The following is a 13,137-nucleotide window of genomic DNA, read 5'->3' on the forward strand; positions in this document are numbered from 1 at the left end:
GCGCCGGGCCAGTAGGAGTGCCAGCACGGTGTCAGAGCCAAAGGTCTCAGCACCGCAAAGCGACGCGGGAAGCATTACCCGTGCTCAGCGGGTTTCCCAGTCGTGACGGCTCCCCGACCCCCGGATGACGCTACCCGGAAGTCCTCCTTCCAAGACTTGGTGGAGCCCGAGATCGAGGTCCTGCTCAGGGTGGCACTCACCATCACCTCGAACCAGGCCGATGCCGAAGACCTCGTGCAGGAGACCCTGCTGCGCGCCTACCGGGCGATGGATCGCTTTGACGGCCGGCATCCGCGGGCCTGGCTGCTGACCATCCTGCGCAACACGAACGCCAACATGCACCGCCGCCAGCGGCCGGGCACGATCGGCGACTGGGAACTCATCCGGACCGCCAGGCCGGCCTTCGGCAGGGCAGAGCTGCCAAGCGCCGAGGACAGCTTCGTGGACCACGAGCTGCACGCGGATCTCGACGCAGCCGTCCGCGCCCTCGACCCCCGTTTCCGGGCAGCTCTCATCCTCGTCGACGTTCACGACCTGAGCTACGCCGAGGCAGCCGCGGTCATGGGGGTCCCCGTCGGCACGGTGATGTCGCGGCTCAGTCGCGCACGTGGCCGCGTCCGCAAGTCGCTCCGATTCAGCCCACTCACCCGAGGAGACCTGTCATGACTGGGACTCTGCGTCAGATGCTGACCTGCCACTGGTCCGCGCGCCGCATCCAGCGCTATCTCGACGCTGACCCGGTAGCCCGGCTCACGCCCGGAGAGATCTCGCGACTCGAGGGGCACCTGGCGACGTGCGAGAAGTGCACTCAGGTCGCCACCGAACACCGTGCCCTGCACCGGGCGCTGTCGCTGTGGTCAGGCGGAACGGGCGTCGACCCTGAGTCGGTCGATCGGGTCCGAGACTTCCTGTCCACTATCAACGACGAGGACACCGCGTGACCATCGGCCAGCCGACCTCTACCCCATCTTCAGCCGCCTCGCAGGACGAGCCGTGGGACCTTCTGGTCGTCGGGGGCGGGACGGCCGGGATCGTCGGTGCGAAGACCGCCGCGCGGCTCGGTGCCCGGGTCCTCCTGGTGGAACGGGAGCGCACCGGGGGAGACTGTCTGTGGACCGGCTGCGTCCCGTCCAAGGCGCTCCTGGCTGCCGCGGGCGTCGCTGCCAGTGCGCGCACGGGCCATAAATTCGGCATCGGGGTCGCGGAGGTCTCCGTCGACTTCGCGAAGGTCATGGATCACGTGCGAGCGTCGATCCAGCACATCGCACCCGTCGATTCCGTCGAAGCGCTCGAGAAGGCGTCGGTCTCCGTGCGCACGGCGACCGCCCGTTTCACCGGGCCGGACTCGGCCGAGATCGACGGGGTGCCGGTGAGGTTTCGACAGGCACTCGTGGCCACCGGTGCCTCACCGGCGGTTCCTCGCATCCCCGGCCTGAGCGAGGTCAACCACCTGACCAGCGACACCGTGTGGGGGCTGAGTGAGCTCCCCGCTGAGCTGGTGGTCCTCGGTGGCGGGAGCATCGGCTGCGAGCTGGGCCAGGCCTTCGCCCGCCTCGGCAGCAGGGTCTCAGTGGTCGAGGGCGCACCCCGGATCCTGCCTCGCGAAGACCCTCTCGCGGCAGCGGAGCTCGCGCGCGCCCTGCTAGAGGACGGCGTCGACCTCCATACCGGCTCAGGAGTCGCCAGAGTCGAGCCCACCGGCCCGCGGTCCGGGGTGCTCCACCTCGACAGCGGCCAGCAGGTGCCGTTCTCCTGCCTCCTGGTGGCCGTCGGACGAGCGCCTCGCAGCGGCGACGCCGGGCTGGCTGCCGCGGGTGTGGAGGTCGATGACCGCGGGTTCGTCGTGGTCGACGACCTCTTGCGAACCACCAATCCACGCATCTGGGCTGCCGGTGACCTCACCGGTCACCCGCAATTCACCCACACCGCGGGCGTGCACGCGAGCCTGGCCGCGTCCAACGCCATCCTGGGCGTACGCCGCAAGGTCGACCTGACCGCGGAGCCGCGGGTCACCTTCACCGACCCGGAGGTGGCGGCGGTCGGCCTCGAGACCGATCGGGTCCCTCCCGGGCTGCGCACCATCGACTGGTCCCACTCCCACGTCGACCGGGCGGTCGCGCAGGGCGCGCTCGGCGGCTTCGCCCGTCTGGTCATCGACAAGCGTGGCCGTGTCCTCGGTGCCACGGTGGTCGGGCCACGGGCAGGGGAGACCCTCGGTGAGCTGACCCTGGCGGTCACCCGGGGACTCACGACCCGCGATCTCGCCGGCGTGACCCACGCCTACCCCACCTACAACGACGGACCGTGGAATGCCGCGATCTCCGACGTCCAGGACCAGCTCGAACGCCCCGCCACCCAGCGCGCCCTGGGGGCCCTGGCGCGGGCGCGTACATGGTGGGTCAGCCGAGACCACTGACCAGGCTGGCCGGGCGCGCGAACCATCGACATCAAACGAGGCCGACGCATCTCCGTCAGGAGAGGTCCCGGAAGCCCGCCACGATGCGCTGGGCGGCGCTGACACCCACGACGGCCGCCCACACCGTGGCGATGACCCCTGCGTGAGTGGGGATGAGCAGCCACAACGAGTGCACGGCAATGGTCTCGGTCCCCTCTGCGAGCCCTCCGAGAAAGCTGAGTGAGCGACCATCCTCACGCTGTCGCCCGGTGCGCTCGGCGATGGAGGAGAAAGCCAGGAACGCCGTGCCGTTCAGGTAGTAGGCCAGGAGCACCAGCAGGAAGGGCAACCATTCGGCGTCGTACTGACGTGTAGCGCCGATGGCTACCCCGACCACGGTCGCGCCGTACACGGCGAAGTCGGCGGTGATGTCCAGGAAGCCGCCGGCCTCGGAACCGTGTGATGTCTCGGGGTTGCCGTGAGCGGCGGTGCGGCGCCGGCGAGCAAGGGGGCCGTCAAGTCCGTCCATCGCACGGGAGAACAGCCACAGTCCCAGCGCCCACCACCACAGCTGTGCTGCGGCGGCTGCGGCGCTGGCCAGCCCGGTGGCCAGGCCGAGCAGAGTCAGTCGGTTGGGGCTCACGAACGGCCGGTCGAGGAGCCGGGCCAGCCTGGACAAGGGCCGATCCAAGAATCGGCGAGCCGGTGCGTCAAGCATGGGTTCGGTGCGCAGCGGTGTGGTCCCCGCGGCGAGCGTCCAGTCGTCGCGCCCACCAGGACCCGCCGACGACGAGAATGATCAGGGCGGAGCCGGCGGCGGCCAGGCCCCACGGATTGGTGCCGTAGGCCCCCAACGCTGCATAGGCAAGACTGCCGGGCACCATTCCGAGCGCACTGCCCAGCACATAGTGGCGGAACTTCACGCCTGAGAGCCCGGAGGCGTAGTTGATGGCGATGAAGGGCACGAGCGGGACCAGGCGAACGATGAGGACCGCGGAGAGACCGTGGTCAGCCAGTAGCGCGTCGACGCGCGCCAGGCGGCCACGGATGAGACGGTCGACGGCGTCACGTCCGAGCAGTCTTCCGACACCGAAGGAGATGACCGCGCCGACCAGGGCTGCGGCCAGGGAGAGCGCGGCACCGGCCCACAACCCGAACAGCGCCCCGCCTGCGGCGGTGAGCACCGCCTTGGGGCAGGGGATGAGGGCCAGGCCGACGTAGAGAGCGAAGAACAGGGCAGGACCCCACACGCCCGCTGCGTCGACGCGCGACCTCAATGCTGCGATGTCGGGGGTCCCGAGGATGAGGGCAAGGCCGATCGCACCAAGAAGAACCAGAGCGAGCGCACCTGCCTTGACGAGGGCGGCTCTATCCATGGGTGATCCTGACGTCTCGATGCACTGGACTTCCTACGTCGGGAAGTCCCTGAGTATCTCGAAGTGTTCCCGATGTGACATGTTCCCTGCTCCGGAGGTCTGATGCGCCCGCGCCTTGCCCGACTGCTCCCTGCCGCGTTACTCGGACTGGCCGCCTCCGCCTGTGCCGCCCCGGGAGCGCCGGCGGGCTCCACGACCGAGAACCGCTCCTGGTCGCAGATCACCGACCAGGCCAAGGGGCAGACCGTCGACCTGTGGATGTACGGCGGCGACCAGCAGGGCAATGCCTACGTCGACGACGTGCTCACACCGGCCGCGGCGAAGCTCGGGGTGACCTTGAGGCGGGTCCCGGTGGCGGACACCAAGGACGCCATGACCCGCATCCTGGCTGAACGGCAAGCCGGCAAGGAGGACGGCACGGTGGACCTGGTGTGGGTCAACGGCGACAACTTCGCGACCGGCAAGCAGGCCGATGCCTGGCGTTGTGGCTGGTCCTCGAAGCTGCCGAACATGACGTTCGTGGCGCCCGACGACGCCCTGGTCATCCAGGACTTCGGGACCGATGTCGCAGGCTGCGAGGCGCCGTGGCACAAGGCACAGTTCACGATGGTCTACGACTCGGCGCGAGTCGATACGCCACCGACGTCGATGGCCGGTGTCCTGCAGTGGGCGCAGGACCATCCTGGCCGGTTCACCTACCCGGCCCCGCCCGACTTCACCGGCTCGGTCTTCCTCCGCGAGGTGCTCTACAGCACCTCGGGCGGCTACGCGAAGATCCCCTCGCAGTTCGACCAAGGCGCCTACGACAAGCTGACCCCCCAGCTCTGGGATGTTCTGAAGGGCGTGGCGCCCTCGTTGTGGCGCCAAGGGCGGACCTACCCCCGAGACTCGGTGGCCCTGGACCGGCTCTACGCCGACGGGGAGGTAGACATGACCATGACCTACGGGCCGGCCACGCTCACCAAGCTCGTCTCTGACGGCACCTTCCCGGCGACCACACGTGTCCTCCCTCTTGAGGAGGGGACCATCGGCAACGCCAGCTTCCTTGCCATTCCCTCCTCGGCCGGCGACCCCGAGGGCGCGATGGTGGTGGCCAACCTGGCTCTGTCGCCCGAGCAGCAGGCGATCAAGGCCGACCCGGACACGTGGGGACAGTTCACGGTGCTCGACACCGACCTGCTGAGCCCATCCGATCGGGCACGGTTCGACGACCTTCCGACCTCGGCCGTCGTGCCGCCCTACGACGTGCTCTCACGCAACGCCGACCCCGAGCTCGCCTCGTCCTGGGTGCCGCGACTGGACGAAGGCTGGCGCAAGGCAGCGCTGGGTTCAGGATCGTGACCCCACACCCCACCAGCACCCATGACCTCCGAGCCATCAGGCAGTTCGGCGGTGCACGGCTCGTCGCCCCCGCGGTGCTCCTCATCGTGGCGGTGACCGGCACGGCGCTCGTCGCCGTCGTTGCCACCAGTCTCGGACTGCTGCCCCTCGTGGGACAGCCCCGCCTGAGCACCGACGGATACACCACACTCGCTGGTGATCTGCGCGCCGCGACGCAAGAGTCCCTGATCACTGCCGCCACCGCGACCCTGCTGGCCGCGGCCATCGGGCTCATCATCGCCACCGTCGTTGTGCGTGCAGGCCGCGGCGTTCGACCCGTCATCGGTCTGGCCGTCGCGGTGCTGACGGTGCCGCACCTGGTGGGTGCGGCCGCGACCGTGCTGCTGCTCTCCGATGTCGGTCTGGCCCAGCGCTGGTCGGGGATCCCAGCAGCCTCGTGGCCAGAGCTGATGGGCGGACGCTGGCCCTGGGCAACCGTGCTCGAGCTCGCCTGGAAGGAATCGGCCTTCGTGGCGCTGGTTGTCGTCGCTTCCATCGGGCGGCACTACGCGGACCTGCGAGAGGTCGCGGCGGTGCTCGGCGCAGCTCCGCGAGCGCAGTGGCGACGAGTCCTGCTGCCCCTGTCCGCGCCCGCTCTCGCGTCGTCCTCGCTCATCGTGTTCGTCTACTCCCTCGGCACCTACGAGGTCGCCCGCCTGCTCGGGCGCGCCTACCCCGAGCCTCTCCCGGTCATGGCCTACCGGCTCTTCACCGACATCGACACTGTCGCTCGACCGCAGGCCGCCGCCACCGCCGTGGTCGCCACAGGGCTGGCCCTGCTCGCGGCCGTCGCAGTCCTTCCGCTCGTGCGGCGGCTCGGGGCGGACCGATGAGGAGGCGGGCAGCGCTGCGCGCGCGTACCAGGCGCCAGCCGCTGCGCACCGTGACCCCGGCGCTGCTGTTGCTGTGGCTGGTCGTTCCGTTGACCCCGTTGGTTCTGTGGGCGGGCGCCTCACGTTGGTCGGGCACGGCGGGGCTGCCGCAGGACCTCGGGCTTCGCGCATGGCAAGAGGCGCTCGACGCGGGGATGATCGCGGCGTTGGCCCGGTCCGGTCTCCTGGGAGTCGCAGTCGCGCTGATCGCGACGCCGCTGGGTGTGATGGCGGGCCGGGCACTGGGGTGGAGGCTGCTGCGCAGACCCGCCCTGCCGTCCGTCGTGCTGCTCGGGCCGGTCGTGCTGGCACCGTTCGCTGTCGCGATGGGTCTCGATGTCGTCATCCTGCGACTGGGAATTCCGGGGGAACTGGCTGTGGTCCTCGTCCTGAGCGTGTTCGCGCTGCCCTACACCACCTTCACCATGCGGGCCACGTACCTCGCACTGGACCCTGCCCTGGAGGAGCAGGCCCGGGTCCTGGGGGCCAGTTCGCGTCAGGCTCGTCGTCGGGTGACGCTCCCGGCCGCCACCACCGGGCTGGTCACCGCCACAGGCCTGGCCTTCCTGGTCGGGTGGAGCGACTACGCCGTCACCCTGCTCATCGGTGGCGGCCAGATCGTCACCGCACCCATGCTGATCGGCTCCTCCGCAGCCGGGTCCGGCAACGACTCCCTCACCTCGACCCTGGCCATCTCCGCCAGCCTGCCGCCTCTGGTGGCCCTGGCGGTCTTCACCTACGCGGCCTCGCGCCGAAGGACGGCGGCGCACTCATGACCGCGGCTCTGAAACTGCTTGCGATCACCCACCGCCACCCCGGTGCCGAGCAACCGACGCTTGCCGAGGTCGACCTCGAGATCCAAGACGGCGAGATGGTCGCCGTGCTCGGGCCCTCCGGATCAGGCAAGACCACCCTGCTCAGGGTCGCGGCCGGCTTGGAGCCGGCGGAGGCGGGCGACGTGCTGCTCGACGGGATGAGCGTCATGGGCGTTCCACCGGAGCGGCGCGACCTGACGGTCATGTTTCAGAAACCTCACCTCTTCCCGCACCTGAGCGTGCTGGACAACGTCGCCTTCGCGGACCGGTTGCGCGGCCAGAGCCGCTCGCAGAGCCGTGCTGCCGCGCAGCGGTACCTCGACCTGGTCCACCTGGGGGACCTCGCCAAGCGCAGGCCACGGCAGCTCTCCGGTGGCCAGGAGCAGCGCGTTGCCCTGGCCCGGGCTCTTGCCGCCAGCCGCCGGGTGATGCTCCTCGACGAGCCGTTCAGCGCCCTCGACACTGGCTTGCGGACCTCGATGCACCAGTTGTTGGGTGAGGTTCGCGCTGCGCTCGATCCCACGATCGTGATGGTGACGCACGACCTCGACGAGGCAGGGCTGGCCGACCGGGTCGCGGTCCTGGTCGAAGGACACATCGAGCAGTTCGACACCATCCAGGCGCTCTACACGGCTCCGAAGACGTTGGCGGTCGCCCGGCTCGTGGGCGGGTTCAACGAGCTGCCCGGAACCGTCGAGTCCGGTGTCCACCACTCACGCCTGGGCGCGTTCGCAGTTCCGCCCGCGGCGCAGGTAGCGGGAGGTGCCATCCTCCTGGCTCGCAAGGAACGCCTTGCCCTCGTCCCTCCCGAGACGACTGCTGCGCTGACGGGCCGGGTCGTGCAGGTACTCCAGTCCGGGCCGCACCGGGACGTGGTCGTAGAGCTCGACCAGGCCCGTGGCGATGGCCGCGCGAGGGTGGAGGTCGAAGCCCGCCTCGGCACCACGCTACGGCCGGGCGACCGTACCGGCGTGCTCCTCCCGGGATCGGGCGAGCTGTGGGTCATCCCTGAACCTGGCGTGAGCGCCACACCTCCGCCGCTGGCGCTGGTCGGCGATCCAGCTCCACGCGACCATTCGACCGTGACTGATGCGAGCGTGGCCACGCGTTCGACGAAGGGGTGAACCGAGTGGGCAGGTGTCAGGTGCGTGTACCCGCCTTGATGGCTCGCCCGAGGAACTCGGAACCAAGGCTGATGGTCACTGAAGCCAGGAGGCCGGCACTGACCACAGCTAAGTTGAAGGAGACCAGGCCGTCCGCGAGCAGTCGGCCAAGGCCGGCCGCGCCCACCACCCCCACAATCGTGGTCGCGTCGATGTCGTGCTGATGGGGAGTTGCTAGAACTCGTTTGGACGGGCTCAGGGACGAGTCAGGTGCAGCGGAAGACCGAACGTCCCTGAGAGCCGGCGGCGGCCTGGACGGCCACGACGTCTCGGACGACGTCGAGGACGTGCGCGAGCGGCAGGGGTGCGTCGGCCACCCGCAGGTGCCGGTTGGTGACACCGACGGGGTGCCACCAGGCGCCGTCCGCGGTCAGGGTGGGCTCGGGTTCGACAGAGTCCAGGGTGATCTCGACACCGGCCTCGGCGTAGCCCTCTTGGGCGACCGGTCGGATCAGGCGGTCCTCCTCCGCGATCCCGAGGTCGGCCAAGGTGCCGTGGAGATCTCCGGCAGCGGGGGCGTCCTCGGGCAGGTAAGTCGTCGCCACCCGGACCCGGAAGCCGAGCTCCCTGGCCAGCTGGATGCCCTCCAGGGCGCGGCGGTGCGACCCGGCGCCACGCTGCCGGTCGTGCAGCTCCGGGCCTGCGGAGTCCAGGCTGATCTGGAGCGTCACCCGGTCGCGGTCGAAGGACTCTAGGGCCTCGCGGCGCCGACCCCGTGCGTAGACCATCGCATTGGTCAGCAGGGTGACCGGCACGTGCTCCGCGGTCCGGGCCACGAGCTCGCCCAGGTCGGGATGGAGGAAGGGTTCACCGCCGGTGACGAGCAGCTCCCGGCCGCCCTGCTGGGCGAACTGCTCAGCAGCGCTCGCCGCGGTCTCGACCGACATCAGGCGAGGCTCGGCACGCGGTGAGGACGCTGCGCAGCAGTAGGTGCAGGCCAGGTTGCAGTGGAAGTTGGAGTACAGCCACAGGCGGGTGCCCACGGGTGCGGGCGCTCCGGAGGAGTACTCGACGTCTGCGGCGGCGGAGCGGTCGGGCGCTCCGGTGACCGTGCGGCCTCGCTTGATCCAGAGCCGCCAGGGACCAGGTGCCGTGTCGGCTGCGTCGTCGACGACCGCGATCAGGTCGTGGCCAGCCAGGCGGGCCCACGCGGGCAGGTCGGCGAGCACGGAGCGCTCCCGGGTGTGCAGGAGCAGCACCTCGCCCTGGTCGATGCGTCGCATGCGCGAGGTGATGGCGAGCAGCAGACCGCTCCCGCAGTCCATGTCGCCGCCGTCGTACTCCAGCGCGACCGGCACGGTGGGAGCGCCCGGGGACGGGGATGCGGTGAGCTCCGGCATCGGCGGTCGTCTCAGAAGGAGAGCGACGAGGCGCCGTCGGCCAGCAACGCCACGAGGGTGGCTCCGCCCACGATGGAGGCGCCCTCGATGAGGTCGTCCTCGCCGATTCCGCGCTTCTTGGCACACGGGCTGCAGACCAGGAAGGTCCCGCCGGCCTCGATGTAGCTGTCGACCAGCTCCGACATGGGCGCGAAGCCTTCCTCGTGCAGTGTCTCGGCCACCCCCTTGGCTGCCAGCCGGGTGCCCTCGGACGACAGGAAGACCGTCGTCTTCTGGGAGGACGCGACGGAGGCGCCCGCGACGACGATCGCGACGCTGGTGCGGTCGACGTCGTCGACGGAGTGGGTGAGGTTGATGACAAGCCCGTTCATGGGTGTTCCTCTCGGTGGTGGTTCCCGCGCGGCTCGGGATCGAGGCGCCACGGTTGTGCGTGCTCGGTGCTGCGCGCGACGTCCGAGAGCCGGAGGTCGTAGTAGGGACGACCCTCGGTGTCGAGGCCCTGTCCGAGGTAGGTGTGGCCGGTCAGGTGGCACCAGGCCGGGAGGTCGATGGGCGCCGCCGGGTCGGTGGCCAGGAGGCGGACCGTGCTGGCGGGAGCCAGGGTGCGGCTCCGGGCGGCGAGCACCAGCAACAGCTCTCCGCAACCGCGATCGCCGCCGTCGACCACCTCGATGCTCACGTTGCCTCCGATGGCGTCGAGGCACGCCGGGCGCCGGGCACTGTGGTCGTCGGTGCGGCGGCCGCGAGCGCCACGGCAGCGAGGCAGAGCAGGTAGGCCGCCGAGGTCGCGGACCCGCCGAGCACCGGGTCGCTGAAGCCCAGCTGGACGTAGAGCGACAGGGCCGCGAGCGACGCGAGGACCGCAGCGGTCAACGTCAGCCGACGGCCGGCGACGGCGTCCATCCGCTGCCCGGCGAGCAGGAGGGTGCCGGTGAGCAGGAGGACCAGGCCGCCCAGCACGTTGTAGGAGCCCAGGCTCACCGACGGGTCGCTGGAGCCGACGACATACCCACGGGACGCCAACGGGTCGTCGAAGGACCCCACGACCGTGACCAGACCGACGAGCACCGTGAGCGCGCCCCACACCCGCAGCAGCGTGGTGCCTCGGGACAGGCCTGCGCGCAGGGCATCCACGGAGAGCACCCGGCCGGCGGAGCTGAACAGGATCACGACGTGGGCGCCGATCATCAACCAGTAGGACCACGGCCACTCGGCGGGTGCGTAGGCGACCGAGAGCGCGATGGCAACGGACTGGGCGATCCCGAGGGTCGCGGCCGCCCGCACCCAAGTGCCGGTCAGGAGCAGGACCGCCAGGGCGGTCTCAGCGGCGAGCACGACCCATCCGAAGATCTGGAAGTGGGGAAGGACGAGGTGCTCGACGATCCAGCTGTACGGCGGCAGCACGGGGTGGCTGACGGCGTAGCTGGTGACCTTGAACAGCCCGTTGCCCGCGTCCTGGCCGAAGTCGGGAGCTCGCTTCCATGAAACGTTGTACAGCCACATCAAGCCGAGCAGCATCCGCAGAGCAGCAGCCGCACGCGCGTGCCCGTGGGGAACCTTGTCGACCGCAGGGCCCACGAGCCACCGGAGCCCCGCTTGCGCCGCCTGCTTCACCATCATCCTGTCTCAACGTCTTTCGCGCGGTGCGCGGACCTGGACTTCCACCACACCGCGATGGAGGTGCTGCAGTCTGTGGCCTGGCTTACAGTCAAGCATGAACCAGTAGACGGTCCAGTCCACGGCTCACACCCCCGGATCGCATCGGAGCGGGAGGCCTGGTCGAGTGCCCAAGTCGCGTTGACCAGGCCGATGTGGCTGAAGGCCTGGGCGCAGTTGCCAGCAGCTCGCCGGTGGTCGAATCGACCTTCTCGGCCAGCAGACCGACGTCGTTGACGTAACTCGCTGCGGCGGTGACCAGGGCGGCGGAGTGCCGATCCGACAGCAGGGCGTGCGCGCCGATCGGGAGCGAGGTCATGCCGACGCCCCAGGCGTCGGGACTTCGGCTACGACCGGGAGCGTGTCGTCCGACGCCAGGGTGGTGCGCACGTTGACCTCGGAGTGCAGGGTCCGGTGCACGGGGCATCGGTCCGCGATCTCGAGAAGTCGCCGGCGCTGTTCGGCGTCCAGGGCCCCACTCAGCTGGATCACCCGATCGATGCGGTCGAGCTGGCCGGAGTCGGTCGCGCAGTCCTCGCAGTCTTTGGCGTGGATCCGGGCGTGGCGCAATGTGACGGTGACGCTCTCCAGGGGCCACTGCTTGCGGGTCGCGTACATGCGCAGGGTCATCGAGGTGCAGGCGCCGAGTCCGGCGAGCAGCAGGTCGTACGGCGTGGGGCCGGTGTCGTGGCCGACCGGAGTTGGTTCGTCGGCGCTCAGCTGGTGTCGGCCGGCCGTGATGCGTTGGCCGTACGGGCCGCGACCGTTCTCGGACACGACGACCACCCCCTGCTCGATCTCGGCCTTGGCGGAGGAGTCCGTTGACTCGGGGGACGGCACGGCGCCCTCGTCGAGATATCTGCTCGCCCAGGACGCCAGCATCGAGGCAGCGAAGCGGGCGTCGGCGACCCGCATGAGCAGGTGGTCGGCGCCGTCGAGGGAGACGAACGACTTGGGGTGGCGGGCCGTGTCGAAGATGATGCGGGCGTTGTCGATGCCCACCGTCTCGTCGGAGGGCGAGTGCATCACCAGCAGCGCGGCGCCCAGCCGGCGGATCCGATCCACCTGGGGTTGGTTGGAGATGTCCTCGAGGAACTGCTTGCGGATCCGGAAGGGGCGAGCGGCCAGGCAGATCTCGGCCTCGCCGGATTCCTCGATCTCGTGGCGACTCTCACCGAGTAGGTGCATCAGGTGCTCGGTGCCGGCGGGTGCACCGATGGTGGCGACGGCGCGGGCCTCGGGAATGTCTTCGGCGGCTGCGAGGACGGCGGCGCCGCCGAGGGAGTGCCCGACCAGGATCGTGGGGGGCGTGTGGGTGTTGCGCAGGTAGTCCGCCGCGTTGACCAGGTCGGCGACGTTGGACGTGAAGTTGGTGTTGGCGAAGTCGCCGTCGGACCCGCCGAGACCGGTGAAGTCGAAGCGGAGCACCGCGATGCCGTGCCCGGTCAGCGCTTGCGCGATCCTCGACGCGGCAAGCACGTCCTTGCTGCACGTGAAGCAGTGCGCAAAGAGCGCGAACGCCTGCGGTCGAGCATCCGGCAGGTCCAGCCGCCCCGCCAGTTGGGTGCCGCCTGAGCCCGGAAAGGTGACCTTCTCACTGCGCATACGTCGATCTTCCTCTCAGCCACGGGAGAATCCTGCGGCTGAGAGGGGAACCCGGTGAATGCGGCGGCGGATTCCAGCGCCGCTGGAGGGGCGCGCCGAGGGTGCTACATCAGCTTCTTCAGGCCGGCGTACCCGTGGTCGGCGAGCCGGGTTCCAGACGTGTCCGAGTAGTCGTCGTCCGCGGTGATGCCGAGGCCGTTGACGAATCGGTTCATGAAGTTGAACAGGGCGCAGACCGACACCGCGTCGTGCAGGGCGCGCTCGTCCCAGCCGGCGGTCAGGACCGCGCATGCGTCGGCAGGGGAGACCTTGCTCGGGTCGCATGTGAGCTTGCCGATGTAGCCGAGCAGTGGCTGCATGCGGTCGTCGACCTCAGCGGTCGACACGTCCGCCAGCAGGCCGGCCAGGGTCGCTTCGTCGATGCCAAATCGCTCAGCGGTGACCTGATGAACCCCGTAGCAGTAGTCGCAGGCATTAAGCCTCGATCCACCGATGAGCTTGAGGTTGTGAGCGCGTCGTGAAGTGAGAATGCCCT

The 13,137-nt window shown here is 69.8% G+C and carries 15 protein-coding genes; 7 read left to right on the forward strand and 8 right to left on the reverse strand.

The features are described from left to right. Positions 1-159: 159 nt before the first annotated feature. Genes H4Q84_RS01460 through H4Q84_RS01470 form a run of 3 tightly spaced genes read left to right on the forward strand, consistent with a single transcriptional unit; the run spans position 160 to position 2,416 of the window. Positions 160-666 carry a sigma-70 family RNA polymerase sigma factor gene (locus H4Q84_RS01460; protein ID WP_248581645.1) on the forward strand — a complete coding sequence of 169 codons (507 nt, stop codon included), beginning with the start codon at positions 160-162 and terminating at the stop codon, positions 664-666. Continuing rightward, a complete protein-coding gene (locus tag H4Q84_RS01465) occupies positions 663-941 on the forward strand; it encodes a zf-HC2 domain-containing protein (RefSeq protein WP_248581646.1) in 279 nt (92 codons plus the stop codon). Before H4Q84_RS01460 ends, H4Q84_RS01465 begins: the two co-directional genes overlap by 4 nt. After that, complete coding sequence (locus tag H4Q84_RS01470) at positions 938-2,416, forward strand: FAD-dependent oxidoreductase (RefSeq protein WP_248581647.1); 1,479 nt, start codon at positions 938-940, stop codon at positions 2,414-2,416. Before H4Q84_RS01465 ends, H4Q84_RS01470 begins: the two co-directional genes overlap by 4 nt. A gap of 55 nt (positions 2,417-2,471) precedes the next feature. Here the strand turns inward: H4Q84_RS01470 and H4Q84_RS01475 are convergent, their stop codons facing one another. Together H4Q84_RS01475 and H4Q84_RS01480 are read right to left on the reverse strand one after the other, a co-directional pair. Beyond that, positions 2,472-3,074: a CDP-alcohol phosphatidyltransferase family protein gene (locus H4Q84_RS01475; protein WP_248581648.1), complete on the reverse strand. Its 603-nt coding sequence runs from the start codon at positions 3,072-3,074 to the stop codon at positions 2,472-2,474. Between the two features lie 31 nt (positions 3,075-3,105). Next, entirely contained in the window at positions 3,106-3,771 is a 666-nt protein-coding gene (locus tag H4Q84_RS01480; RefSeq protein WP_248581649.1) for a TVP38/TMEM64 family protein, read from the reverse strand. 102 nt (positions 3,772-3,873) lie between these two features. Between H4Q84_RS01480 and H4Q84_RS01485 the strand changes: the two genes are divergently transcribed. The 4 genes from H4Q84_RS01485 to H4Q84_RS01500 are packed head-to-tail and all read left to right on the forward strand — an operon-like array spanning position 3,874 to position 7,962. Next, the gene (locus tag H4Q84_RS01485; RefSeq protein ID WP_248581650.1) at positions 3,874-5,112 is read left to right on the forward strand and encodes an ABC transporter substrate-binding protein; all 1,239 of its coding nucleotides are present in this window, start codon (positions 3,874-3,876) and stop codon (positions 5,110-5,112) included. After that, positions 5,109-5,984 (forward strand): ABC transporter permease subunit, encoded by an 876-nt coding sequence (locus H4Q84_RS01490; protein WP_248581651.1) that lies wholly within the window; start codon positions 5,109-5,111, stop codon positions 5,982-5,984. Before H4Q84_RS01485 ends, H4Q84_RS01490 begins: the two co-directional genes overlap by 4 nt. After that, positions 5,981-6,799 (forward strand): ABC transporter permease subunit, encoded by an 819-nt coding sequence (locus H4Q84_RS01495; RefSeq protein WP_248581652.1) that lies wholly within the window; start codon positions 5,981-5,983, stop codon positions 6,797-6,799. The genes H4Q84_RS01490 and H4Q84_RS01495 overlap by 4 nt, the downstream gene beginning before the upstream one ends. Further along, the gene (locus tag H4Q84_RS01500; RefSeq protein ID WP_248581653.1) at positions 6,796-7,962 is read left to right on the forward strand and encodes an ABC transporter ATP-binding protein; all 1,167 of its coding nucleotides are present in this window, start codon (positions 6,796-6,798) and stop codon (positions 7,960-7,962) included. Before H4Q84_RS01495 ends, H4Q84_RS01500 begins: the two co-directional genes overlap by 4 nt. A 245-nt stretch (positions 7,963-8,207) precedes the next feature. Here H4Q84_RS01500 and H4Q84_RS01505 read toward each other — a convergent pair whose 3' ends face one another. The 6 genes from H4Q84_RS01505 to H4Q84_RS01530 all read right to left on the reverse strand — a co-directional run bounded on the left by H4Q84_RS01505 (position 8,208) and on the right by H4Q84_RS01530 (position 12,988). After that, positions 8,208-9,341, reverse strand: coding sequence for a radical SAM protein (locus H4Q84_RS01505; protein ID WP_248581654.1), 1,134 nt, complete (start codon positions 9,339-9,341; stop codon positions 8,208-8,210). Positions 9,342-9,352: 11 nt separating this feature from the next. Further along, positions 9,353-9,712 carry a DsrE family protein gene (locus tag H4Q84_RS01510; protein WP_248581655.1) on the reverse strand — a complete coding sequence of 120 codons (360 nt, stop codon included), beginning with the start codon at positions 9,710-9,712 and terminating at the stop codon, positions 9,353-9,355. Beyond that, positions 9,709-10,020: a hypothetical protein gene (locus H4Q84_RS01515; protein WP_248581656.1), complete on the reverse strand. Its 312-nt coding sequence runs from the start codon at positions 10,018-10,020 to the stop codon at positions 9,709-9,711. Before H4Q84_RS01515 ends, H4Q84_RS01510 begins: the two co-directional genes overlap by 4 nt. Next, entirely contained in the window at positions 10,017-10,961 is a 945-nt protein-coding gene (locus H4Q84_RS01520; protein WP_248581657.1) for a hypothetical protein, read from the reverse strand. Before H4Q84_RS01520 ends, H4Q84_RS01515 begins: the two co-directional genes overlap by 4 nt. A 351-nt stretch (positions 10,962-11,312) precedes the next feature. After that, entirely contained in the window at positions 11,313-12,602 is a 1,290-nt protein-coding gene (locus H4Q84_RS01525; protein WP_248581658.1) for a bifunctional alpha/beta hydrolase/OsmC family protein, read from the reverse strand. A gap of 104 nt (positions 12,603-12,706) precedes the next feature. Next, positions 12,707-12,988, reverse strand: a complete 282-nt coding sequence (locus tag H4Q84_RS01530) for a hypothetical protein (RefSeq protein ID WP_248581659.1) — start codon at positions 12,986-12,988, stop codon at positions 12,707-12,709. Positions 12,989-13,137 lie beyond the last annotated feature (149 nt).

Origin of the sequence: Nocardioides sp. InS609-2, assembly GCF_023208195.1 — a bacterium.
Classification (GTDB): domain Bacteria; phylum Actinomycetota; class Actinomycetes; order Propionibacteriales; family Nocardioidaceae; genus Nocardioides.